The following is a 22,241-nucleotide window of genomic DNA, read 5'->3' as shown; positions in this document are numbered from 1 at the left end:
TCGACACCTGGTGGCAGACCGAAACCGGCGCCATCATGATCTCCCCACTGCCCGGCATCACCGCCACCAAGCCCGGATCCGCGATGGCACCGCTACCCGGAATCTCCGCGAAGATCGTCGACGACGACGCCAAGCCCCTCGGCCCCGGCGGCAACGGCTACCTCGTCCTCGACGAGCCGTGGCCGGCGATGCTCCGCGGCATCTGGGGCGACATGGAGCGTTACCGCGACACCTACTGGTCCCGCTACGCCGAAGAAGGCTGGTACTTCGCCGGTGACGGCGCCAAGTACGACGACGACGGCGCCCTCTGGGTCCTCGGCCGCGTCGACGACGTCATGAACGTCTCCGGCCACCGCATCTCCACCTCCGAAGTGGAATCGGCACTGGTCAACCATCACGGCGTCGCCGAAGCCGCCGTCGTCGGCGCCGCCGACGAGACCACCGGACAGGGCATCGTCGCGTTCGTCATCCTGCGCGAAGGCGTCGAGAACACCGGCGACATCCTGATCGCCGAGCTGAAGGCTCAGGTCTCCACCGACATCAGCCCCATCGCCAAACCCCGTCAGATCACCATCGTGCCGGAACTGCCGAAAACCCGATCCGGCAAGATCATGCGCCGCCTCCTACGCGACGTCGCCGAAGGCCGCGACCTCGGCGACACCTCAACCCTGGTCGACCCCAAGGTATTCGACGCAATCCGCGGTAAGTAGGGCCTGCGGCCCCCGTGCGCCTTTTTGGTAGTCCCCACTACCGGAAAGGCGCACAGGGGCTACGCCCCTACATCATCGAGCGATTCGTCCTTCGTCTCACGCATGACGAGCAATGCAACAAACGTCAGAGCCGACGCGACGAGTAGGTAGATCCCGACCCAGCCGACGCCGTAGTGGTCGACCAGGTAGACCGCGATGAACGGCGCTACTGCCGCACCGAGGATGCTTGCGGTGTTGTAGGCGATACCGGAGCCCGTGTACCGGACGTTGGTCGGGAACAGTTCCGGGAGAACAGCACTCATCGGTCCGAAGGTCAGGCCCATGAGGATCATGCCCACAACCAGGAAGGCCAGCATGCGACCGTCACTCATACCGTCGGTGTGCAGGAAGAGTCCGAATGTGAGGCCGAACAGCATCATTGTCGCGGTGATGACGAGCAGCGTGATCCGTCGACCGTAGCGGTCGGCCAGCCACCCGGACACCGGGACCGCAGCTGCGAAGAACACGACCGCAATGAGCTGCAGGACAAGGAAATCGGTGTACTTGAAGCCCGCTCCCGTACCGCCGTCCGCAGCGGTTTTGCCGATTCCGTAGCTCAGGACCCACGTGGTCATGAGGTAGAACAGCGTGTAGGTGGCGAGCATGACGAATGTGCCGATGATCAGCTGACGCCAGCTTGTCTTGAATACCTCGGCGAGGGGTGTCTTGACCTTCTCGCCGCGCTCGACGGCGCGCGCGAACACCGGCGTTTCTTCGAGCCGCAGACGCACGTACAGACCGATCATCACCATGATTGCGCTGAGCAGGAACGGAATTCGCCAGCCCCACGAGAGGAACGCGCCATCGAGGTCCGGGTTGGCGCTGTCGTGGTCCATCATCAACGAGATGGTCAGGAACAGTCCGTTGGCAAGGAAGAAGCCGATGGGTGCACCCAACTGTGGCCACATGGCCGCCCAGGCCCGTTTGCCTTCCTTTGCGGTTTCGGTGGCGAGCAGCGCTGCTCCGGACCATTCACCGCCGAGGCCGAGGCCCTGACAGAAGCGCATCAGCGCGAGTAGCGCAGGCGCGAGCAGCCCGACTTGTGAATAGGTCGGCAGGAGGCCGATGAGGAAGGTTGCGACGCCCATCGTCAGGAGCGAGCCGACGAGGGTCGCTTTACGTCCTACCCGGTCGCCGAAGTGACCGAACAGAATCGAGCCGAGTGGACGCGCCACGAATGCCAGACCGAATGTCGCCAGCGACGCGAGGAGCGCGGTGGTGTCGTTGCCTTTGGGGAAGAACAGAAGCGGGAAGACCGACACCGCTGCCGTTGCGTAGATGTAGAAATCGTAGAACTCGATCGACGTACCGATCATGCTCGCGACAACGATTCGACGGCGAGGTACGCCGCCGACGGTTTCGCCGCCCGCCGGCGTCGGCGGGTTCTTACTCAGTGACGTGCTCACTCGTGGTGCTCCTGCAGCTGTACGAACATTGCGCTATACGGACATTGCCCAATTGGTGGGATGAATCTCAGTCAGTAGGAATTGAACACCCTGCGCGTTTTCTCGCGCAAATTCGGGTTCTGGACCGAATCCGCGATAAAATTCCGTAAAGGTGAGCCGGGAAGTCTGGTCGGCACGTGATTCGTCGCGTCCACATGTCTGCAAACCGAACAAAGGCGTTGCTCCCGCGTGATCTCCACAATGCGTTCCGAACTGTCCCGATACCTACGCACCGAAACCGTTGGCGGCTCTATCCTGCTGATCGCCGCTGCCATTGCTCTGATCTGGGTGAATTCACCACTCGGCGACAGTTACATCGCGCTGCGCGACTTCCAGATCGGACCGTCTGCGCTGCACCTGAACCTCAGTCTCGGCACGTGGGCGCAGGACGGTCTGCTGGCCATTTTCTTCTTCGTGGCCGGCCTCGAGCTCAAGCGCGAACTGGTTGTCGGAGAGCTCTCCGATCGCAAAGCTGCAGCGCTTCCGATCATCGCGGCATGTGGCGGAGTTCTCGTTCCCGCGCTCATCGCGGCGTCGATCGGCTTCGGCACTCCGGGGATGGACAAGGGTTGGGCGATCCCCGTTGCCACCGACATCGCGTTTGCCCTCGGCATCCTCGCCCTGACCGGTTCCCGGATACCGGCCAGCGCCCGCGTGTTCCTACTCAGTCTTGCGGTAGTCGACGACCTCCTGGCCATCATCTTGATCGCGGTGCTCTTTACCGCGTCGATCGCGATGTTGTGGCTGCTCACCGCCGCTGCGGCGCTTGCGGTGTACGCATACGCCCAACACAAACGCATCACGACGCCGTTCCTCTACGTGCCACTTGCCCTGCTCACCTGGTACTCGATGCACGAGGCCGGTATCCACGCCACTCTCGCCGGCGTCGCGCTCGGCCTGCTCACCCGAGTTGTCCGCGACAAGGACGAGGAATACGCCCCCGGCACCCGACTCGAACATCGCATCCAGCCGTACTCCGCCGGCTTCTGCGTTCCGGTGTTCGCACTGTTCGCGTCCGGCGTTCCCATCAACGCCGAGGTACTCGGCGACATCTTCACCGACCCCGTCGGGCAATCCGTCTTTGTCGGCCTCCTCGTCGGAAAAACTGTGGGAATCTTCGGAATTTCCCTGCTCGCGATCAAATTGGGCATAGCCACGAAGCCCAAGACACTCGAACGCAGAGACATGTTTGCCCTCTCAGTGCTCGGCGGCATCGGGTTCACCGTTAGCCTGCTTGTAGCAGACCTCGCACTGGACGGGGTCGGCGATGGCAGCGAGGCCGAAATAGCGAAGGCCGCAGTTCTCGTGACATCGTTGATAGCGTCGCTGATCGGATCAGCGCTGCTGTGGCGACGTGGACGGGTTCATGCGGCGCGAGCTGAAGCCAATGCCATAGCCACAGACGCGAGAGAACTACCTGGAGAGGTCGACAAGTGAGCGTGACCAACGGAGAGAGCCAACGCTTCACCGGAGATGGGGTGCCGAACACGGTGTCGTCCATTCCTCTCACCGACGTAGACGCCCGAACACCGGCTGAAGCCTCGATCGGCGCACTGGTCAGGGATGCGACGGCTCAGGTTTCGACACTGGTGCGTGCCGAAGTCGAGCTTGCCAAGGCCGAAGTCACCGGTGAGGTCAAGAAGGGGCTGCAGGGCAGCGTCTTCTTCATTCTGGCCTTCACTGTTCTGCTGTTCAGTTCATTCTTCTTCTTCTTTTTCCTGGCGGAATTGCTCAGCGTGTGGCTCGAGCGTTGGGCCGCTTTCCTGATCGTGTTCCTGATCATGGTGCTGACCACCGCAGTACTCGCACTTCTCGGTTATCTGCGGGTTCGCAAGTTGCGGGCTCCCGAGAAGACGATCGAGTCGCTCAGAGCCGCAAAGAGCGTCATTCCCGGCAGCCACGACGACACAAAGCCGTCGGTCGACTTCAACGCGCGCAGGTAACGAAGCAGCTGTGTCAGCCCCAGATCCATCCACCGTCAGATTCGACGGCCCCTGGATTCACCGGGACATTCATGCCAACGGCATCCGGTTTCACGTCGTCGAGGTCGGCGACGCTGATCCGGATGCCCCGTTGGTGGTTCTCCTGCACGGTTTTGCCGACATCTGGTGGTCATGGCGCCACCAGTTGACGGCTCTGTCCACGCAGGGTTTCCGAGTGGTTGCCATTGATCTACGCGGCTACGGTGACTCCGACAAACCGCCCCGCGGATACGACGGTTGGACGCTGGCCGGCGACGTGGCCGGGTTGATCCGGGCGATGGGATACGGCAAGGCCACGCTGATCGGTCACGCCGACGGCGGCCTGGTGTGCTGGGCAACCGCGATCCTGCACCCGCGACTGGTGCGGTCGATCGCTCTGGTGTCGTCGCCGCATCCGCACGCACTCAAACAATCAGTCCTCCGCGACCGCTATCAGCGCAAGGCACTCTTCCCGTCGTTCCTGGCGAATCAGCTTCCGTTCCGCCCGGAACGGAAGCTGATTGCCGACAACGGCGCCGAGGTGGAGCGTCTGGTGCGCTCCCGCTCGGGTCCTGCGTGGCCCGAGCAGGCCGAGTTCGGTGACGTTGTCTCCAAGTTACGTTCAGCGATCCGCATTCCGGGGGTCGCTCATTCGACGCTGGAGTACCAGCGGTGGGCGTTCCGAAGTCAGCTTCGCACCGAGGGGCGCCGGTTCATGCGTCTGATGGATCAGACACTGCACATTCCGATCCTGCAGATACACGGCGAACTCGACCCGTACATTCTCACGCGGACAATACGACGCGGTCGGCGTTGGGCGCCCGGCGAACAGTTGCACCCCGTCTCCGGAGTCGGTCATTACGCCCATTGGGAAGCCCCACAGCGCGTCAACGACGCGCTCCGGGACTTCCTGGCAGCCGACTAGCTACTCAGAGGATGCAGACGCCGGTGGAGACCGGCGTCGACGCGCTTTCCGCCATGGCGAGTTGGCGCGACACCTCATTGGCAGTGAGGACGAACCCGGTGTCAGTGTCGTCGATGGCGGCACCGAACACGACACCGAGCACTTCACCCTGATCGTTGACCATGGGCCCACCGGAATTGCCCTGTCGAATCGATCCACGAACGGTGTACACCTCACGCTGTGTGGTGCCGGCTTTGTAGATGTCAGGACCGTTGAGGTTCAGGATTTCGCGAACACGAGCCGCGCTGGCCGTGTACGGACCTCCACCCGGATATCCGAGCACCAGTGCGTTGTCCCCCGTTTGAGCGGGCTGAGCGGCAAACGGCAGAACCGGCGCCTCGAGTCCGGGCACCGCGAGGATCGCGATGTCGACGGCCGAGTCGAAGAGCACAACCTGGGCGGGTAGTGCACCTTGCATCGTGTCGACGGTGATGCTCTCGGTACCCGCCACGACGTGTGCGTTGGTCATGACACGCTCAGGCGCGACGATGAACCCGGAACCTTCGAGCGCGCGCTGGCAACTCGGCGCGACGCCGTTGATGCGCAGAACGCTCGGACGCAACTGCGCGGCCAGCGGGCTCGCCAGAACACTCGCGTCCGGCGCTTCCACTTCGGTGATGGGTGTGCGGCCGAACGGACCGATGACATCGGGCAATCCCGAGGTGTCGAGCAGCGCCGAGAATTCCGTCGGAATCTGCCGCAACCATTGCGGCGCGAGGTCGTCGACACCGGCCAACACGTTCGACCCTCGGACTGCTGCTGCGACGTTGGGCTGAGACGACGACGTCAGCGGAATTGCCAAAAGCCACGCGGCAACCACCACGGCAACTGCTTGAAGCCCTGCACCGATCACACTGTCCACTGATCTTGCGGCCGGAGAATGCATACCGCTGCGCGCGGCTCGGCCCAGAACCATGCCGGCAACTTCGCCGATGATCACCAACACGACGATCAGTGAGATACCGGCGAGGATGCGCAGCTTGCCCTCGGTCACATGCACCAGAACATGCGGTGCCAGCAGAATTCCGGCGACAGCACCCAGAATCACACCGACAAAAGCCAACGCCGACGCCACCGCGCCCTGACGCCATCCCGATGTCGCGGCGATGAGAGCCACCACCACGATCGCAAGATCGACCCACCGCGAACCTGTCATCGGGGAACCGCCGAATCTTCGATGTCTTCGCCCAGTTCTGCGAGCGCTGTGTCCAGATCACGCACGTCGTGATGATCCCAGGGGATTTCCCAGCCGGACACCTCGAAGAGTCCGGCCAGTATTCCGGCAGTGAAGCCCCACACGAGCATGCCGTCGGCCAAAAACGCCGGACCTTGGTATCCGGCCTGGTGACGCACCTGGAAGCGGTTGTCGGGGTCGAGCAGAGTGCGCAGCGGAACCCGCGCGACACGACCGACCTCGCCGGAATCCTGGATGCCCACCGAGACCGGGTCTTCCCAATAAGCGATCACCGGGGTCACGTCGAATCCGGACGGCGGAATGAATATTTCGGGCAACGTCGCCAGCGGGAGCACCCCGCGCGGATCGAGACCTGTTTCTTCCTGCGCCTCGCGCAGCGCTGTGCCGATCGGACCGTCGTCACCGTCGTCGGCGGCACCGCCGGGGAAAGCGACCTGTCCACTGTGCTGGCGCATAGTCGACGCGCGTTGTGTCAGTAGTACGTCAGCGTCGTCCGGCATCCCACCGAGGCACATGGGATCAGCCTCTCGGGATCCTCCGAAGAGGACGAGCACCGCGGCTGGCCTGGTGGTCGTCCCGCGCGGCGGGCGACGGTCGAGCACGGGGTTGAGTCGATGTGGATCAGTGGGTTGGGTGCTGGCTACAGCACGTAACCATTCGGGAACGGATGAGCTCATACGACAACTCCCAAATACTGCGCCGTGGCGGCAGCTATCTCATCCGCACTGCGGAACGGTTGAGGCAACACCTTCGCGACGGTTCCGTCGGGACGAATGAGCACAGAGACCGGCAGCACAGGTGGCGCGCCGACGGCAATCTGCACCTTGCTCGAACCGTCCTGAACTCCGGGTAGTCGAACGGAATAGTCGATCAGTCGGGTCAAAGCGTTTTCCTGGTTCGGATCGGAATGCACGGTCAGCACAGTGATACTGTCCCCCGCGCGATCCGCAAATTCCTGCAAATGCGGCAGTTCTTCGGCGCATGGCGCGCACCAGTACGCCCACAAATTCAGCAGCGCGGGCTTACCTCCCAGCGCGGCAGCAAGATCGACCGAGCTTCCGTCTGCAACACAGTCGAGCGTGATCCCAGCGAGTGCGGCGCCGGCCGGAGCTTCGGCGGTAGGCGTCGGGCACGCTGTCAGTCCCGCTTGCCCACGAAGCTGATCGAGCGATTCGGACGACGGGGTGAACGTCGGCGGCCGATAGGCGGACGTCGAGGAACCGCCAGACGAAACCGGGGTGTCATCTCCCCCGCGCGGCCAGATCGCAACAGCGAGCGCAACGACAACCGCAAGCACAACAAGGGACCACCGAGCAGCATTGGACATCTGGGTCACAACCCGGCCAGAGCGAGCAGATGCTCCGTCTCCGGGCCCTTCACCAGCGCAGCAGCTTCAATTTTGTCGGTAGGACCAAGGCCGTAGGACGGGCAGTCCTTGGCCAGAACGCACACTCCGCACGCCGGCTTACGCGCGTGACAGACGCGTCGTCCGTGGAAGATCACACGATGTGACAGCAGGGTCCATTCCTTACGTTCGATCAAAGCCCCGACAGCATGTTCGACCTTGACGGCATCTTCTTCCTCCGTCCACTTCCACCGACGCACCAAACGCCCGAAGTGGGTGTCGACCGTGATTCCCGGGACGTCGAACGCATTTCCCAGAACCACGTTGGCTGTCTTGCGACCGACTCCCGGCAACGTCACGAGGTCTGCAAGTTTGTTCGGCACTTCGCCGTCGTAACGCTCGAGCAGCGCCTGACCCAATCCGATCAGCGAGTTGGCCTTGTTCCGGTAGAAGCCCGTTGACCGGATGTACTCCTCGAGCTCGGTCCGGTCGGCTTCGGCGTAGGCCTTGGCGTCGGGATAACGGGCGAACAACGCCGGGGTGACCATATTGACGCGGACGTCAGTGCACTGCGCCGACAGGATTGTCGCCACCGTCAACTCGAGGGGCGTCGTGAAGTCGAGTTCGCAGTACACATGCGGGAAGGCAACGGCTAGTTTCCGGTTCATCCGACGCGCGCGACGGACCAGCGCGAGATGGGATTCCTCGTCGCGAGCGCCGGCAGACCGGCGGGTCGCTGAGCGCTCGGTCGGGGTGGTCTGCACTCAGACAACTGTACGGATACTCCCCGACATGACATTTGGTCGTGTCGATTCCGAGATGTTGGCCGTGTTTACTCTCCTCTATGCAAGGACTCGCCGTGATTCTCTTCCCAGTGCTGTTGATGCTTTTTGCGCTGGCCATGGAACGGGTCGAACGGAGACTGCGTCGACTCTCGGTTCGGGAGAACGAGGTGGCGGAGTTCCTCGACCAGGCTGGTCCCGACGACGTCGCGTCGCTGGCGACCGATGGGTTCCCGCATGCGTTTGCCCGCTTCCACCTGCGCCGGAAGGGTCGACCGGCCATCGCTCCGCGGCAATCGGGCGCAGAAGAACTGCCCACTCGCTAAGGCGATCGAAGAGGCATACAAGGTAGTCAATTTTATTCGCCATCAGGATAATTTCGACGCTTTCGTGGCATCAATCACTCGTGCCGAGCGCGTGGGACGTAGACTTCGATGCCGTACCTGTTGTATTCAACACGGACTGTGTCTGACGCAGCGTCTCGCTCGCACGAGTGAAGGCCTGCGTCTGGGCGGTTCGTGAGTACAAACCAAGCACAACCGGGTACAAAGTTAGATAGCGCAAAAAATGACACCACAAACGAACAAATCCCAACAAGGAGCGCACGTGGACGACGTCCTGGCAAGAGCCGGCATCTTCCAAGGAGTCGAGCCCTCAGCGGTAGCGGCGCTGACCAAGCAGCTGCAACCCGTCGACTTCCCCCGTGGACATGTCATCTTCAACGAGGGTGAACCCGGTGACCGCCTGTACATCATCGTGTCCGGCAAGGTGAAGATCGGTCGACGCTCACCTGACGGTCGCGAGAACCTGCTGACGATCATGGGTCCGTCCGACATGTTCGGCGAACTGTCCATCTTCGACCCGGGTCCCCGCACCTCGACGGCCACCACCGTCACCGAGGTTCGTGCCGTGAGCATGGACCGCGACGCTCTCAAGGCTTGGATCCAGCAGCGCCCCGAAATCGCCGAGCAGCTGCTCCGCGTTCTCGCACGTCGCCTGCGTCGTACCAACAACACGCTCGCCGACCTGATCTTCACGGACGTTCCCGGCCGTGTCGCCAAGGCACTGCTGCAGCTCGCACAGCGCTTCGGCACCCAGGAAGGTGGCGCGCTGCGCGTCACTCACGACCTCACCCAGGAAGAGATCGCCCAGCTGGTCGGCGCTTCCCGTGAGACCGTCAACAAGGCTCTGGCCGACTTCGCTCATCGCGGATGGCTGCGCCTCGAAGGCAAGAGCGTCCTGATTTCGGATTCCGAGCGTCTCGCGCGTCGCGCACGCTAGTTCTACCGTCTCGACTCTTTCGGCCGCTCCCACATCGGTGGGGGCGGCCGAAGTCGTTTCCGACGCTCGGCGCGACGGGTATAGCGCGCAACCACATAGGCATTTGTGTCACGTGCGAGCGCTGGCATGCTCGATGGAGGCAAATACGACTCCAAGGGGATGCATGTCCGAGATAATCGCTTCCGCTGCTGCGGGGAAGTTCCGCGGCATCCGACGCGACGGTTCGTTGTATTTCGGCGCGATCCGCTACGCAACCGCGGCCAGATTCCAACGGCCCGAACCTGCCGCATCTCATACCGGCATTCTCGACGCCACCAGGCCAGGCACCGTGTTTCCTCAACCACCGTCGCGACTCGAGCGTGTCATGGGAGCGCCGCACCCCGAGCCTGAGCAGAGTGAGGACAGTTTCACCGTCACCGTCACGACGCCCTCGTTGTCCGGTAGCCGGCCCGTCATGGTGTGGCTGCACGGCGGTGGATACTCCAGCGGCGGAGGTTCACTGGCGTGGTACGACGGCGGCGCGTTGTCGGCCGAAGGCGATGTCGTGGTCGTATCGGTCAACTATCGCGTAGGCGTACTCGGCTATCTCCTCCTCGAGGGCGTCAGCGACGGCAACCTCGGCGTCCACGATCAGATCGCGGCCCTCGAGTGGGTACGCGAGAACATCGCGGGATTCGGTGGTGATCCCAATTCGATCACCGTGTTCGGCCAGTCCGCCGGCGCTCATTCCATCGTGAACCTGTTGAACAGTAATAACTCTCGGCCTTTGTTCCACCGAGCAATTCTGCAAAGCACCCCGCGGCTGGACCTCAACTTCACCAAGACCGCTGCGATCGAGAACGGCGAGACCTTTGCCCGACTGCTCGACGGCGATCCGAATACCGCTCCCCTCCCCCTAATCCTGGACGCCTTCCGCGCCACAGCCGTCGAGTTCGGCAGACGGTCTGAAAATGTTGTTCAGCCACCCTTTGCCCCGATATCCGACGTTGCACCACTTACCGGAAGCGCCGACAGTGGCGTGACAGAGGTAGTCATCGGGTATACCCACGACGAGGGATCCGCCTTCGTTCGCGGGCTCCCCGGCGGCTCCATGGCCGACGAAACCACGTTGACGCAGAACATGTTTGCCGAGACGGTCGCAGAACTGGCCGATACCTTCACTCAGGCGGGTACCTCGGTCTACACCTACCGATTCGACTGGACACCTCCCGAGAACATCTTCGGTGCTACGCATTGCATCGAACTTCCGTTCATCCTCGGCACCGAAAAGTCTTGGCACGGTTCACCCATGCTGGGCATAGCCGACTGGACCACCGTCGACGAAATGGGTAGACGCATCCGCACGCTCTGGACTTCGTTTGCACATAACGGAAGTCCGGACAACGAGAACACCTGGAAGAAGTTCTCGACCGACGAACCGATCGGAATCACCTTCACCTGAGCAACTTCGGGCGGCAATCCCCGCTAGGATTGCAGATATGGACATGCCCAAGCTCCTCGACGGGCGACTCAAACTTCGCCACCTGCTTCTGGTCGACGCCCTGAGCCGTCAGGGCAGCGTGGTCGGCGCCGCTGCCGCACTGCACATCACACAACCTGTGGCAACCCGCAGCCTCCACGACATAGAGTCCATCCTCGGCGTCTCCCTGTTCGATCGCGGACCACGCGGCATCACCCCGACAATATTCGGCGATGCCTTCACCACCCACGCTCGGGCGGTTATCGCTCAGCTCACCGAAGCGGGTCGACACGTCGTCGAATTGGCCGACGCACACCGCGGAACCGTCATCGTGGGAACACATCTCGCCGGTTCCAACGTCTTGCTGCCCGGCGCCATTGCGCGGCTGAAAGTTCAGCATCCGCTACTGACCGTGATCGTCCGCGAAGGCACTCCGGAGCAGTTACTCACCGACTTGGAGGCCGGTCGTATCGACCTCATCGTCGGCCGACTCACAGCACCGACAGACGACCGCGCCGTCAGACGCAATCTCTACGCCGAGTCAGTTGAACTTGTTACCCGCGTGGATCATCCACTGACCAACCGTGACGAGGTGCAGCTCGACGAACTCCGCGAGTTCCCCTGGATCCTGCCCGGCGTCGAAACGGTGCTCCGACGCGAACTCGAGGAGTTCTTCGCCAGGAACGGTCTCCCCTTACCCGAGAACCGGGTAGAGGCAACGTCTTTCCTCACGGTGCGACAGCTCTTGCTGGAAACCGACATGATCGCTGTCCTTCCGAGTCTGATTCATCGCGACGACACCCGCTTGACCACACTCCCGATCACCCTGGATCCCATCGGTCACAGCGTCGGTCTCACGTCGTCGGCGACGAGGACGTCCAGTCCATCGGCACAGGCACTAATCGCGTCGTTGCGCAGTTTCGCGGAAGAACTCATGAACCAGTAAACGTTCGAAAGCCCGCTCCCGGAGCGGGAGCGGGCTTCGAATATCGTTACACGTCAGGCGTTTTCTGCCACCCGGTGCTCTTCGTGCTGCAATCCCCGCGATGAGTCGGGCACCACCTTGAACAGCGCTATCGCGCCAACCAGACTGATCGAGCAGATCGACGCCAGGTACCACGTCACGCCCACAGATGATCCCGTGGCGTCCAGCAGAGCCGTCGCAATCATCGGAGCCAATCCGCCGCCCAGAATTGCACCACTCTGCAGAATCAACGACGAACCCGAGTATCGAACCTTGGCCGGGAACGTGTCGGCAATGATGCTTCCCTGGACACAATGAGTCACCGGAATGATCAGTCCCATTCCCAGGAACGCCACAACTGCAACGACCTTGTTCTCGGTGTTCAGCAGCGGGAAGAACGCGATGCACCACAACAGGATTGCGGCGGATCCTCCGATGAACATGTGCCGTCGACCGTACTTGTCGGCCACCTTGGTCCAGATCGGGATGGAAAGGAACCACAGGACCGCTGCCGCGGTGACACTGAGCACCAGGAATTGTTTGTCGTAGCCCAGATGTTGAGTTCCGTACGACAGAGTGAACACCATGAAGGCATATGCCACGGCGGAGTTCGCCAAACACGCGGCCAGCGTCAGTGACAACCGGGGGAACCCGACCTTGAGCGACTCACGCAGCGGGAACCGGACTATCTCGCCCTTCTCCATGATCCCGGCAAACGAGGGCGATTCGGTAACCCGCAACCGGATCACCAGACCGATCGCCACCAGAACGAAGCTGAGCAGGAACGGTATGCGCCAACCCCACGATTGGAAGGCCGAGTCCGACATCAATGCACTGGTGGTCAGGAAGATGCCATTGGCCAGAACAAGTCCGGCTGGGGTGCCCATCTGTGGGAAACCCGCATACAGGTTCTTCTGCCCGGCTGGTGCATGCTCCATCGACATCAGCGTGGCACCGGCGCCCTCACCGCCGAGGCCGATGCCCTGGACAACTCTCATCGCCACCAGAAGTACCGGCGCCCAGAAACCGATGGAATCGTAATTCGGAATGAGTCCGATCAGTGTGGACCCGACTCCCATCATCACCAGAGACACCACAAGCGTCGCCTTGCGACCGATCCGGTCACCGAAGTGCCCGAACACCAAGCCGCCGACGGGCCTGGCGATGAACCCGACCGCAAAGGTGCTGAAGGCTGCGAGGGTGCCGGCGGTCGGACTCAGACTCGGGAAGAACTGCTTGTTGAAGATCAGCGCTGCGGCTGTTCCGTAAAGAAAGAAGTCGTACCATTCGAGGGTTGTGCCGGCGAGGGTTGCCATGGCAACCCGGCTGCGGGCAGCTTTCTCCGGCAACGGCTTTCCGTCACTGGTTACGCTTGTGGTCATCGCGGATACCTATCGATTGGATGAGTGGCAGTACGGTACGGTGAAATCTGTTTTTGCCGAGCATGTTTCAAAGGTTGTCTGAATTATGCTCATTAGAGACATGACTCACAAATGCCGAAATCACCGTGCGGCATACCGGAAATGGTATAGCTGAAGGATCAGCCGATCCCCAAGAAGCGTTCCGCATTTCCCCGCGAGATCAGTTGGCGTGCAGTCTCGTCCAAGAACTCACTCTTGCGCACCACCTCACCTACCGGTCGCTCGCCGAGGGGATACGGGTAATCACTTCCCACCATCACCCGGTCGACGCCCACTGTGTCGACCAGTAGTCGCAGTGCACGTTCGTCGAAGACGACAGAATCCACGTAGAACCGGCCCAGATAGTGTGACGGCGGAAATTCCGATGTACCGATAATGTCGTTGCGACCGTGCCAGGCGTTTTCCATCCGGCCGAGCCAGAACGCGAAAGATCCGCCACCGTGGGCAAATCCGATCTTGAGTCGGTCGTCGATCTTGTCGAACACGCCGCCGAGGATCAGCGCGAGTATCGACAGATGCGTTTCTGCGGGCATTGCGGTGAGCCACTGCGCCATCCACCGATCCAGGCGCGGCGAGGACGCCATGTCCCACGGGTGCACGAAGACCGGAACATCCAGTGACGCGCAGTGCTGCAGGAATGTCACGACTCCTTCGCTGTCGAGATCGAGGTCGCCGACGTGATTGCCGATCTCGACGCCTCGGTGCCCGTTGGCGATGCATCGTTCGAGTTCGCGGCACGCAGCATCGGTGTCCTGCAACGGAACCTGACAGAACGGGATAAGTCGATCTTTTGCCGGTTCGACGATCTCGAGCGCCAGGTCGTTGAAAATCCGAGAGATACGACTGGCCTGCTCGCCTGTTCGGCCGTAGTTGAAGAATGCCGGCGTCGGCGAGACGACCTGGGTATGGATACCGTCGGCATCCATGTCACGCAGGCGCACCTCGGCGTCCCAGGCGTCGGACTGGATCCGTCGGAACTCCTTGGTGCCCATCATGATCATGGCTTCGGTTTCCGACTCCACTTTCAGCCACGGCGCGTCCGGGCCGGCATCAGCCGTGAGATCAGGCCACCCGTTGGGTACGTAGTGGGTGTGAATGTCGATCATGTTGCTCATCGCTCAGCCCTTGCCGGGATGGAGCGTGCCGCAGTTGTCACATGTGCGGGCGTCTTCACTCTCGTAGAACGTGACGAAGACGGGCGGAAGGTCGGCCACGATGTCGCGTACCTGAAGTTCGACTTCGTAGATCTTGTGATTGCACTCCAGGCAGTACCACTGGAAGTGCTCCAATGTTCCTTCCTGTCTCACTCTTTCGATCACCAGGCCGATCGATCCTGCGGTGGGGCGCTGCGGTGAATGCGGCAGGTTTCCCGGCAGCAACCAGCTCTCGCCCTCGCGGATGTCGACCCGCACCGGTCCGTCTTCGGTCATGACGTTGACGTGGATGTCGCCCTCGACCTGGTAGAACCACTCCTCGTACGGGTCGAGGTGGTAGTCGGTCCGTTGGTTGGGCCCACCGACAACCTGCACGATGAAGTCGTCTCCGAGTGCCATCGTCTGATTGTTGACGGGTGGTTGCAGCAGGTGACGGTTGTCGTCGATCCATTTCTTGAAGTCGATGACGGGAGGAATGGTGGTCATGATGCGTTCTCCGTGTTCTCGATTGACAGCCGTCGGGCGGCGGGGTTCTCGATTGACAGCCGTCGGGAGGCGGGCACGTAGGCCACACCGGATATCTCGATAAGCAAGTGCGGATGCGGCAATTGATGAACTGCCACTGTGGTTCTCGTCGGTCCGTTTTCGTCGAACAGCTCGGCGTAGACCTCGTTGTATCCGCCGAAGTCGTTCATCGACACCAGGTATGACGTGACCTGAACCAGATCACGCAGTTCACCACCCACCTCGGCGAGGATCGCCGCGATGTTCTCGATGACTGCGCGTGTCTGCGCCCGAATGTCGAGCGCCGTGGTGCCCATCTCGTCGACTTCGACGCCCACAAACGTATTGTCGGGTCGACGTGAACTGGTACCGGATACGTAGACGAAGTCACCTACCACCTTGACGTGCGGGAACTTTCCGCGCGGCTTTGCCATCTTCTCGATGACCTGTGCCCCACTCATCGCCGTACACCATTCACCGAGACGGTACCCAGTCCGTCGATGCTGCACTGTGCGACTCCCTCGTCGAGTCGCACGGCGGCAGTCGCCGCGCCGGCCAGAATCACGTAGCCGGCCCGGAGCGGAATGTGCCGACGGCGGGCGATATCCACTAAGGCATGCAACGCGTGCACGGGATCTCCGAGGATTGCTGCCGTGGAACCGGTAACCGTTTCGCCGCCTACCTCCATGCGCACCACCAAGTTCGCGGCACTGCGCATCGGCTGCCACGGGCCGATGACATATCCAGCGGCACTGGTGTTGTCGGCGACAACGTCGGTGTAGGTGAAGCGGAAGTCGCGGTAGCGCGAATCGATGATCTCCATCGCCGGAGCAACCGCGTCGACGCAGGATTCGATGTCCACGCTCGGGTCGTCGAGATCGACGTCCTTCGACAGTCGGTACGCAACTTCGGGTTCGATCTTGGGGTGGATGAACGTCGATAGTTCCAGGTCACCGCCGTCCGTCACCGCCATCGCGTCGGTCAACTGCCCGACGATCACTTCGGAGACACCCATCTGCGCCATCTTCGCTTGGCTGGTGAAGCCGAGCTTGATGCCCACCACCGATTCGCCACGGGCAGTGCGTCGTTCGATGAGTTCGTTCTGAATCCGGTAGGCGTCGTCGATGTCGATAGTGTGATCGTCGGCGAGGCTCGGAGTGTCGGTACGGCTCTGCGCAGCGTCGTCGAGCCGACGCGCGAGCGCGGATACGGTGTCTTCTGGGGCTGTCATCACGCCTCGCTCATTTCTCTGGAACTTCCTGCGGTTTCGATGTTCACAGTTGCACACACACATTTGTCGGTTCGGTGTAGAAGTGCAGCGAGGACTCGCCACCCTCACGCCCGATGCCGGACAGGCCCATGCCGCCGAAGGGAGACCGCAGTTCACGGGTGAACCACGTGTTGACCCAGGAGATTCCGACGTTCATCTTCTGCGCGACGCGGTGCCCGCGGCGCAGGTCGTTGGTCCACACGGAGGCCGCCAAGCCGTACTCGGTGTCGTTTGCCAAGGCGATCGCTTCTGCCTCGGTATCGAACGGGATGAGTGCTGCGACGGGTCCGAAGATCTCCTCGCGCACGACGCGATTCTTGTTGGTCAAGCCAGTCCACAGGGTGGGTTCGATCCACGATCCACCGGACAGATCCTGCCCGAGATCCGGAATTCCGCCACCGGTAAGCACTTTCGCGCCCTCCTGCTCGGCGATCTCGAAGTAGTCGAGAACCTTCTTCCGGTGCGCCTGCGAGATGAGCGGGCCTGTCGTCGTCGCAGTGAGCGTCGGGTCACCCAGACGCAATCCTGCGGCCCGCTCGACCAGCCCACCGGCGATGTCGTCGAAAATGCTGCGGTGCACGTACACCCGTTCGGTGCACAGGCAGACCTGGCCTGTGTTGGTGAACACCGACTTGGTCAGACCCGTCAACGCTTCGTCGATGTCGACGTCGTCGAACACGATCGCGGCGTTCTTGCCGCCGAGCTCGAACGAGACCGGACGCACCCGTGGTGCAACGGTTTTCATCACGTGCGAGCCGGTTGCTGAAGATCCGGTGAAGGTGACACCGTCGATACCGGGGTGGGTGGTGAGGAACTCGCCCGCAGAATTCGCACCGAATCCGTGCACGACGTTGTAGACGCCGGCAGGCAGGCCGACTTCTTCGAGCACCTCGGCCAGCAACGACGCCGTCGCCGGCGTCTCTTCGGAAGGCTTGACCACCACGGAGTTTCCGCACGCCAGCGCGGGCGCCACCTTCCAGGTCAGGAGAAGCAGTGGCAGGTTCCACGGCACAATGACCGCAACCACACCGAGCGGCTTGCGGATCGCGTAGTTCAGCGCCTGCTTGCCGCCGGCCAGATCCGTGACAAACGATTCCTGCCCCGCTGCGGCGACGATGTCGGCAAACGTACGGAAGTTCGTGAGGGCACGAGCAACGTCGAGTTCGCGCGCCTGCGTGATCGGCTTGCCCGTATCCGCCATCTCCGCGGCGACAAATTCCTCGAACCGCTCCTCGATCCGATCCGCGGCCCGTCGCAGCAGCGCGGTGCGCTCCCGGACCGGTGTATCCGCCCAACCGTTGTCCAGAGCACGTCTGGCCGAGGTCACAGCCCGATCGACCAGGGCCCGGTCGGCCTCGTGGACCTTGGCAAGAACACGGCCGGTTGCGGGGTCCACCTGGTCGAAGCTCGACGACGCGTCGGGTTCGACGTAGGAGCCATCCACGTAGTTGCGGATCCATCCGTCGCATTGTGAGGTCATGGACTAACTATTGGCCCCGAACCCATATCAAACAAATGCAAAAACTGCCGCCAGCTATACCGCGATTGGCATAACAGGCACATCCCCGTCGCTTCGCTCGCCCCGGCGGCAGTTCCGCAACACAGTTCAACGACGCAGATACGCCAGCTGCACGTTGACCGATTTTTCTGCCACCGGCCAGAGTTTCGGATCGACATCCGAATAGACGTGCTCGACCACGTCGCGTACCGACGCGGAATCGCCGAGCGAGACCAATGCCGCTCGCACCTGATCGAGCCGTTCTTCGCGATGCGCGAGGTAGTGCTTCGAAATCTCTTGCAGGTCAGGTAATTCCGGACCATGCCCAGGCAGAACGGTTCGCCCGTCACCGAGTTCGATGAGCGCACGCAGCGATGCGAGGTAGTCCCCCAGATCACCGTCCGAATCATCGAGAACCGTTGTGCCACGGCCGAGTATCGTGTCACCCGTCAGCACACTGCCCTCGTTCTCGATGACGATCGAGACGGAGTCCGCGGTATGACCAGGAGTTGCCACGATACGCAGGCGCAGCCCGGCAACCTCGATGAGTTCACCGTCGACAAGCGTCGTACCGCTGCCGCGCAGGAACTCGGGAGAAACGGAACGCACTGGCGCCGAAGTCAATTCGTGAAAACGGCTCACTCCGCCGGTGTGATCGAAGTGCCGGTGCGTGATCAGGACCAACGCCACCGCGCCGACTCCGGCCACTCGCTGCAGATGTTCTTCGTCGTTGTCACCGGGATCTACGACTACATACTCGTCACTGCCCGGCGCTCGCAGAATCCAGGTGTTGGTGCCGTCGAGCGTCATCATGCCCGGGTTGTTCTCGAGCATGACCGACGCGATGTCGGTGACGCGGCGAAGCTGCGCGTATGCGGGATGAACCGTTGTCATCAGCGAACTTCTACGATCAGTTCCACCTCGACAGCGGAGCCGAGGGGAAGTTCTGCAACACCGACAGCGGAGCGAGCGTGAATGCCTGCGTCGCCGAAGACCTCGACGAGGAATTCGGACGCGCCGTTGATCACGCCGGGCTGACCGGTGAAGCCTTGCGCGGAGGCGACAAATCCGACGACCTTGACCACCCGAACCAGGTTGTCGATGCCAACCAGGGCGTTGATCGCGGCAAGAGCGTTGAGCGCGCAGACACGCGCGGCGGCCTTTGCGTCAGCATCCGACGCGTCCGCGCCTAGCTTGCCCGTCAGCGACAGCTTTCCGTCGACGAAAGGCAACTGGCCCGAGGTGTAGACGTGATCGCCACTACGAACCGCAGGGACATAGGCAGCGACCGGCGCCGCAACCGCGGGCAGTTCGATGCCGAGTTCCGCGAGACGCGCTGACCAGGTCTGTGTTGTTTCGGTCATGCGCCTGCAACCTTCGGACGCTTGAGGTATGCGACGTGCTGTTCGCCCGACGCGCTCGGAAGAACCGTCACCAGCTCCCAACCGTCGACGCCCCAATTATCGAGGATGGCCTTCGGGTTGTGGACCAGCAACGGAGTAACGGTGTATTCCCAGGAAGTCAATTCACTCATGCGGTGAGCCTATCCCGCGCACATCTTCGGCCCCAGACTTATAGGCTCGCGGTGTGGTTGCATCCCAAGATGAGCTGAGCAAGAGCTGGCCGGAGTCCGCATCGAAGGCCCGCCTGCATTTTGTGTCGGGAAAAGGCGGGACCGGTAAGTCGACGGTAGCCGCCGCCTTGGCGCTGGCGTTAGCCGAAGGCGGCCGACGCGTTCTGCTGGTGGAAGTGGAGGGCCGCCAGGGAATTGCGCAGCTCTTCGACGTGCCACCGCTGCCCCCGCAGGAAACGAAAGTCGCAGCTGCCGAGGGTGGCGGTGAGGTGATGGCGTTGGCCGTCGATATCGAGACGGCTTTCCTCGAGTACTTGGAGATGTTCTACAACCTGGGCTTCGCGGGCCGCGCGATGCGCAAGTTCGGCGCCATCGAGTTCGCCACGACCATTGCACCTGGCCTGCGTGACGTACTGCTCACCGGCAAGATCAAGGAGTGCGTCATCCGCACCGATCGGACCGGGAAGCGCGTATACGACGCTGTTGTCGTCGACGCCCCGCCGACGGGCCGGATCGGCAGTTTCCTCGACGTCACGAAGGCTATGGCCGATCTCGCCAAAGGTGGGCCGGTGCATTCGCAGAGTGAGGGCGTCGTGCGACTGCTGCACTCGCCGGAAACAGTGGTGCATCTGGTGGCGCTACTCGAGGCTCTGCCCGTGCAGGAAACCGCGGATGCCGCCTTGGAATTGGCGCGCGACGAGCTCAATCTCGGCGCGATCATCGTCAACCGCACCAGCCCGAAGTTCCTGCCGGAGGGCACTCTGGCGGGTGCTGCGGCCGGAGAGATCGATGCCGCGTCCATTCGATCCACGCTCACGGATGTCGGCCTCGAACTGTCGGACGACGACTTCGCCGGATTGCTGACGGAAACCATCGAGCACGCGTCTGTTCTCGAAGCGCAGGAATCCAGTGCGGAGAAACTGCAGGAGATCGACGGCGCCCGACTGCACTTGCCGACTCTGGCCGACGGCGTCGATCTGGGTGGCCTCTACGAACTGGCCGAATACCTCATGGAACAGGGTGTCCGATGACCGAAACCACCGAAAACGCGGTCCCTGACAATGTCATGGTCGGCAGTTCCAGAACCGGCCGCCGCAGTGCTCCGGTGCTCGACATCTCGGCGATCATCAACGATCCGACCGCACGAATTGTGGTGTGTTGCGGCGCGGGCGGCGTCGGCAAGACCACCACGGCGGCATCGCTGGCGTTGCGGGCGGCCGAGCAGGGCCGACGCGTCGTCGTTCTCACGATCGATCCCGCGAGACGGCTGGCTCAGGCTCTGGGCGTCGCGGAACTCGACAACACACCGCAACCGGTGAAACTCGGTCCGGAAGCAACGGGCGAGTTGCACGCGATGATGCTCAACATGCGTCGCACGTTCGACGAGATGGTGCTCGAGCACTCCAGCCCCGAGAAGGCTCAGCAGATCCTCGCGAACCCCTTCTACCAAACCGTTGCCACATCGTTCTCCGGCACTCAGGAATACATGGCGATGGAGAAGCTGGGACAGCTCGCGTCGAACGACAAGTGGGACCTGGTGATCGTGGATACGCCGCCGTCCCGGAACGCACTCGATTTCCTGGACGCTCCGCAGCGACTGGGAACCTTCCTCGACGGCCGGATGATCCGGTTGCTCTCAGCTCCGGGGCGGGGTTTGACCAAGCTTGTTGCCGGCGCCATGGGATTGGCACTCAAGGGTGTGTCGACGATCGTCGGAAGCGCGATGCTCGCTGACGCGTCGGCGTTTGTTCAGTCGCTCGATTCGATGTTCGGCGGCTTCCGTGAGCGCGCAACCAAGACGTACGAACTCCTGCGTCAGCCAGGCACCCATTTTCTGGTGATCGCTGCTGCGGAACCTGACGCGTTGCGGGAAGCGGCGTTTTTCGTGGACCGCCTGGCCGGAGATTCGATGCCGCTAGCCGGGTTGGTGTTGAACCGAACACATCCGACTCTGACCGCACTGCCGGCTGATCACGCGGCAACGGCCGCGGACAAACTCGCAGCCAAGGAGAATCCGACCGACGCCGAGGCACTGACGGAGGCGGTGCTTCGCATTCATGCTCACCGCGCAGCAATCGCCAAACGTGAGGTGGCGCTGCTGAGCCGGTTTACCGCAGCTCATCCGAGGGTGCCGCTGATCGGCGTTCCGTCACTGCCGTTCGAGGTGTCAGACCTCGAGGCACTGCGCGCCGTGGGCGATCAGCTCACTCGGAAGGGCTAGATCAGGAAAGGCTAGACCAGAAAAAGCTAGGTCAGACAGCAGTTGACTGCTGGTGGCGTCGATCCTCGAAGAATTCGGACCACGAGTCGACGTCGGGGTGCTGCTTGAGGAGAGCGCGTCGCTGGCGTTCGGTCATCCCGCCCCACACTCCGAATTCGACGCGGTTGTCGAGAGCGTCGGCGCCGCACTGCATCAGGACCGGGCAGTGTCGGCAGATTGTTGCTGCCTTACGTTGCGCGGCACCTCGAACGAAAAGCTGATCCGGATCTACTTCGCGGCACCGCGCCTGTGTTACCCAGGCGATGCGAGCCTCTGCTTGTTCGACATCCAAACGGCTACTCGGGGTGGCTGTGTACATTCTCTGGTCCCCTCTACAAAGTATGTCCGTCGCCTCGAGGGCGAGCAGCACAACATCTCTGCTTCCGTCGCGGGATATCACGACGAAAGCTGAGACA

General features: G+C 62.2%; 25 protein-coding genes. 10 read left to right on the top strand and 15 right to left on the bottom strand.

From position 1 onward, the window contains the following. Positions 1 to 710: AMP-binding protein (locus tag FEZ60_RS29550; RefSeq protein ID WP_172937725.1), on the top strand; the 710-nt coding region annotated here is incomplete at its 5' end. A gap of 59 nt (positions 711 to 769) precedes the next feature. On the opposite strand, the gene FEZ60_RS29545 is transcribed toward FEZ60_RS29550, so the two are convergent. After that, positions 770 to 2,155 carry an MFS transporter gene (locus FEZ60_RS29545; protein WP_033235943.1) on the bottom strand — a complete coding sequence of 462 codons (1,386 nt, stop codon included), beginning with the start codon at positions 2,153 to 2,155 and terminating at the stop codon, positions 770 to 772. Between the two features lie 240 nt (positions 2,156 to 2,395). Between FEZ60_RS29545 and nhaA the strand changes: the two genes are divergently transcribed. From nhaA to FEZ60_RS29530, 3 genes are read left to right on the top strand one after another with little or no spacing between them, the layout of a single operon-like run. Further along, a complete protein-coding gene (nhaA, locus tag FEZ60_RS29540) occupies positions 2,396 to 3,631 on the top strand; it encodes a Na+/H+ antiporter NhaA (RefSeq protein ID WP_033235942.1) in 1,236 nt (411 codons plus the stop codon). Next, on the top strand, positions 3,628 to 4,137 hold the full coding sequence (locus FEZ60_RS29535) for a phage holin family protein (protein ID WP_033235941.1): 510 nt from the start codon (positions 3,628 to 3,630) through the stop codon (positions 4,135 to 4,137). Before nhaA ends, FEZ60_RS29535 begins: the two co-directional genes overlap by 4 nt. Before the next feature lie 10 nt (positions 4,138 to 4,147). After that, on the top strand, positions 4,148 to 5,080 hold the full coding sequence (locus FEZ60_RS29530) for an alpha/beta hydrolase (protein WP_095887758.1): 933 nt from the start codon (positions 4,148 to 4,150) through the stop codon (positions 5,078 to 5,080). Between the two features lie 4 nt (positions 5,081 to 5,084). Here the strand turns inward: FEZ60_RS29530 and marP are convergent, their stop codons facing one another. Genes marP through nth form a run of 4 tightly spaced genes read right to left on the bottom strand, consistent with a single transcriptional unit; the run spans position 5,085 to position 8,423 of the window. Further along, positions 5,085 to 6,275: an acid resistance serine protease MarP gene (marP, locus tag FEZ60_RS29525; protein ID WP_033235939.1), complete on the bottom strand. Its 1,191-nt coding sequence runs from the start codon at positions 6,273 to 6,275 to the stop codon at positions 5,085 to 5,087. Continuing rightward, positions 6,272 to 6,991 carry a CoA pyrophosphatase gene (locus FEZ60_RS29520; RefSeq protein ID WP_045066561.1) on the bottom strand — a complete coding sequence of 240 codons (720 nt, stop codon included), beginning with the start codon at positions 6,989 to 6,991 and terminating at the stop codon, positions 6,272 to 6,274. The genes marP and FEZ60_RS29520 overlap by 4 nt, the downstream gene beginning before the upstream one ends. Next, positions 6,988 to 7,641: a TlpA disulfide reductase family protein gene (locus FEZ60_RS29515; protein WP_172937724.1), complete on the bottom strand. Its 654-nt coding sequence runs from the start codon at positions 7,639 to 7,641 to the stop codon at positions 6,988 to 6,990. The genes FEZ60_RS29520 and FEZ60_RS29515 overlap by 4 nt, the downstream gene beginning before the upstream one ends. 5 nt (positions 7,642 to 7,646) lie before the next feature. After that, entirely contained in the window at positions 7,647 to 8,423 is a 777-nt protein-coding gene (gene nth, locus FEZ60_RS29510; RefSeq protein WP_095887757.1) for an endonuclease III, read from the bottom strand. Positions 8,424 to 8,503: 80 nt separating this feature from the next. Between nth and FEZ60_RS29505 the strand changes: the two genes are divergently transcribed. The 4 genes from FEZ60_RS29505 (at position 8,504) to FEZ60_RS29490 (ending at position 12,127) form a co-directional block, all read left to right on the top strand. Beyond that, positions 8,504 to 8,767 carry a hypothetical protein gene (locus FEZ60_RS29505; protein ID WP_033235936.1) on the top strand — a complete coding sequence of 88 codons (264 nt, stop codon included), beginning with the start codon at positions 8,504 to 8,506 and terminating at the stop codon, positions 8,765 to 8,767. A 280-nt stretch (positions 8,768 to 9,047) separates the two neighbouring features. Further along, a complete protein-coding gene (locus FEZ60_RS29500; RefSeq protein WP_003943506.1) occupies positions 9,048 to 9,722 on the top strand; it encodes a Crp/Fnr family transcriptional regulator in 675 nt (224 codons plus the stop codon). Positions 9,723 to 9,885: 163 nt separating this feature from the next. Further along, entirely contained in the window at positions 9,886 to 11,163 is a 1,278-nt protein-coding gene (locus tag FEZ60_RS29495) for a carboxylesterase family protein (RefSeq protein ID WP_172937723.1), read from the top strand. A 37-nt stretch (positions 11,164 to 11,200) separates the two neighbouring features. Continuing rightward, complete coding sequence (locus tag FEZ60_RS29490) at positions 11,201 to 12,127, top strand: LysR substrate-binding domain-containing protein (protein WP_045066557.1); 927 nt, start codon at positions 11,201 to 11,203, stop codon at positions 12,125 to 12,127. Positions 12,128 to 12,180: 53 nt separating this feature from the next. Here the strand turns inward: FEZ60_RS29490 and FEZ60_RS29485 are convergent, their stop codons facing one another. The 9 genes from FEZ60_RS29485 to FEZ60_RS29445 all read right to left on the bottom strand — a co-directional run bounded on the left by FEZ60_RS29485 (position 12,181) and on the right by FEZ60_RS29445 (position 19,526). Beyond that, positions 12,181 to 13,461, bottom strand: a complete 1,281-nt coding sequence (locus tag FEZ60_RS29485) for an MFS transporter (RefSeq protein ID WP_242484908.1) — start codon at positions 13,459 to 13,461, stop codon at positions 12,181 to 12,183. Positions 13,462 to 13,685: 224 nt separating this feature from the next. Continuing rightward, a complete protein-coding gene (locus tag FEZ60_RS29480; protein WP_033235931.1) occupies positions 13,686 to 14,681 on the bottom strand; it encodes an amidohydrolase family protein in 996 nt (331 codons plus the stop codon). 3 nt (positions 14,682 to 14,684) lie between these two features. Then, on the bottom strand, positions 14,685 to 15,206 hold the full coding sequence (locus FEZ60_RS29475; protein WP_095887754.1) for a 3-hydroxyanthranilate 3,4-dioxygenase: 522 nt from the start codon (positions 15,204 to 15,206) through the stop codon (positions 14,685 to 14,687). Continuing rightward, positions 15,203 to 15,685, bottom strand: coding sequence for a RidA family protein (locus FEZ60_RS29470; protein ID WP_045066553.1), 483 nt, complete (start codon positions 15,683 to 15,685; stop codon positions 15,203 to 15,205). Before FEZ60_RS29470 ends, FEZ60_RS29475 begins: the two co-directional genes overlap by 4 nt. Next, entirely contained in the window at positions 15,682 to 16,455 is a 774-nt protein-coding gene (locus tag FEZ60_RS29465) for a 4-oxalocrotonate decarboxylase (protein WP_172937721.1), read from the bottom strand. Before FEZ60_RS29465 ends, FEZ60_RS29470 begins: the two co-directional genes overlap by 4 nt. 43 nt (positions 16,456 to 16,498) lie before the next feature. Next, entirely contained in the window at positions 16,499 to 17,974 is a 1,476-nt protein-coding gene (locus FEZ60_RS29460; protein ID WP_045066550.1) for a 2-hydroxymuconic semialdehyde dehydrogenase, read from the bottom strand. 126 nt (positions 17,975 to 18,100) lie between these two features. Beyond that, entirely contained in the window at positions 18,101 to 18,886 is a 786-nt protein-coding gene (locus FEZ60_RS29455; protein ID WP_172937720.1) for an MBL fold metallo-hydrolase, read from the bottom strand. Beyond that, positions 18,886 to 19,356: a RidA family protein gene (locus tag FEZ60_RS29450; protein ID WP_033235926.1), complete on the bottom strand. Its 471-nt coding sequence runs from the start codon at positions 19,354 to 19,356 to the stop codon at positions 18,886 to 18,888. Before FEZ60_RS29450 ends, FEZ60_RS29455 begins: the two co-directional genes overlap by 1 nt. Then, entirely contained in the window at positions 19,353 to 19,526 is a 174-nt protein-coding gene (locus tag FEZ60_RS29445; RefSeq protein ID WP_092805866.1) for a hypothetical protein, read from the bottom strand. Before FEZ60_RS29445 ends, FEZ60_RS29450 begins: the two co-directional genes overlap by 4 nt. A gap of 53 nt (positions 19,527 to 19,579) precedes the next feature. Here FEZ60_RS29445 and FEZ60_RS29440 point away from each other — a divergent pair, with 53 nt between their 5' ends. Together FEZ60_RS29440 and FEZ60_RS29435 are read left to right on the top strand one after the other, a co-directional pair. Continuing rightward, a complete protein-coding gene (locus FEZ60_RS29440; protein ID WP_045066548.1) occupies positions 19,580 to 20,596 on the top strand; it encodes an ArsA-related P-loop ATPase in 1,017 nt (338 codons plus the stop codon). Between the two features lie 35 nt (positions 20,597 to 20,631). Further along, positions 20,632 to 21,786, top strand: a complete 1,155-nt coding sequence (locus FEZ60_RS29435) for an ArsA family ATPase (protein WP_095888109.1) — start codon at positions 20,632 to 20,634, stop codon at positions 21,784 to 21,786. A gap of 31 nt (positions 21,787 to 21,817) precedes the next feature. On the opposite strand, the gene FEZ60_RS29430 is transcribed toward FEZ60_RS29435, so the two are convergent. Continuing rightward, positions 21,818 to 22,144 (bottom strand): WhiB family transcriptional regulator, encoded by a 327-nt coding sequence (locus FEZ60_RS29430; protein WP_033235923.1) that lies wholly within the window; start codon positions 22,142 to 22,144, stop codon positions 21,818 to 21,820. Between the last annotated feature and the right edge of the window lie 97 nt (positions 22,145 to 22,241).

The sequence above is a fragment of the Rhodococcus sp. MS16 genome (genome assembly GCF_013277795.1).
In the GTDB taxonomy this organism is placed as follows: Bacteria; Actinomycetota; Actinomycetes; order Mycobacteriales; family Mycobacteriaceae; genus Rhodococcus_F; species Rhodococcus_F globerula.
The sequence above is the reverse complement of the archived record's forward strand: the minus strand, read 5'-3'. Positions and strand labels throughout refer to the sequence as shown.

Coding starts and splice junctions, on each gene's coding strand:
- FEZ60_RS29505 (WP_033235936.1), top strand. CDS start 8,504: ATGCAAGGACTCGCCGTGATTCTCTTCCCAGTGCTGTTGATGCTTTTT.
- FEZ60_RS29450 (WP_033235926.1), bottom strand. CDS start 19,356: ATGACCGAAACAACACAGACCTGGTCAGCGCGTCTCGCGGAACTCGGC.
- FEZ60_RS29430 (WP_033235923.1), bottom strand. CDS start 22,144: ATGTACACAGCCACCCCGAGTAGCCGTTTGGATGTCGAACAAGCAGAG.
- marP (WP_033235939.1), bottom strand. CDS start 6,275: ATGACAGGTTCGCGGTGGGTCGATCTTGCGATCGTGGTGGTGGCTCTC.
- FEZ60_RS29460 (WP_045066550.1), bottom strand. CDS start 17,974: ATGACCTCACAATGCGACGGATGGATCCGCAACTACGTGGATGGCTCC.
- FEZ60_RS29485 (WP_242484908.1), bottom strand. CDS start 13,461: ATGGCAACCCTCGCCGGCACAACCCTCGAATGGTACGACTTCTTTCTT.
- nhaA (WP_033235942.1), top strand. CDS start 2,396: ATGCGTTCCGAACTGTCCCGATACCTACGCACCGAAACCGTTGGCGGC.
- FEZ60_RS29455 (WP_172937720.1), bottom strand. CDS start 18,886: ATGACAACGGTTCATCCCGCATACGCGCAGCTTCGCCGCGTCACCGAC.
- FEZ60_RS29480 (WP_033235931.1), bottom strand. CDS start 14,681: ATGAGCAACATGATCGACATTCACACCCACTACGTACCCAACGGGTGG.
- FEZ60_RS29490 (WP_045066557.1), top strand. CDS start 11,201: ATGGACATGCCCAAGCTCCTCGACGGGCGACTCAAACTTCGCCACCTG.
- FEZ60_RS29435 (WP_095888109.1), top strand. CDS start 20,632: ATGGTCGGCAGTTCCAGAACCGGCCGCCGCAGTGCTCCGGTGCTCGAC.
- FEZ60_RS29465 (WP_172937721.1), bottom strand. CDS start 16,455: ATGACAGCCCCAGAAGACACCGTATCCGCGCTCGCGCGTCGGCTCGAC.
- FEZ60_RS29470 (WP_045066553.1), bottom strand. CDS start 15,685: ATGAGTGGGGCACAGGTCATCGAGAAGATGGCAAAGCCGCGCGGAAAG.
- FEZ60_RS29520 (WP_045066561.1), bottom strand. CDS start 6,991: ATGAGCTCATCCGTTCCCGAATGGTTACGTGCTGTAGCCAGCACCCAA.
- FEZ60_RS29445 (WP_092805866.1), bottom strand. CDS start 19,526: ATGAGTGAATTGACTTCCTGGGAATACACCGTTACTCCGTTGCTGGTC.
- FEZ60_RS29515 (WP_172937724.1), bottom strand. CDS start 7,641: ATGTCCAATGCTGCTCGGTGGTCCCTTGTTGTGCTTGCGGTTGTCGTT.
- FEZ60_RS29475 (WP_095887754.1), bottom strand. CDS start 15,206: ATGACCACCATTCCTCCCGTCATCGACTTCAAGAAATGGATCGACGAC.
- FEZ60_RS29495 (WP_172937723.1), top strand. CDS start 9,886: ATGTCCGAGATAATCGCTTCCGCTGCTGCGGGGAAGTTCCGCGGCATC.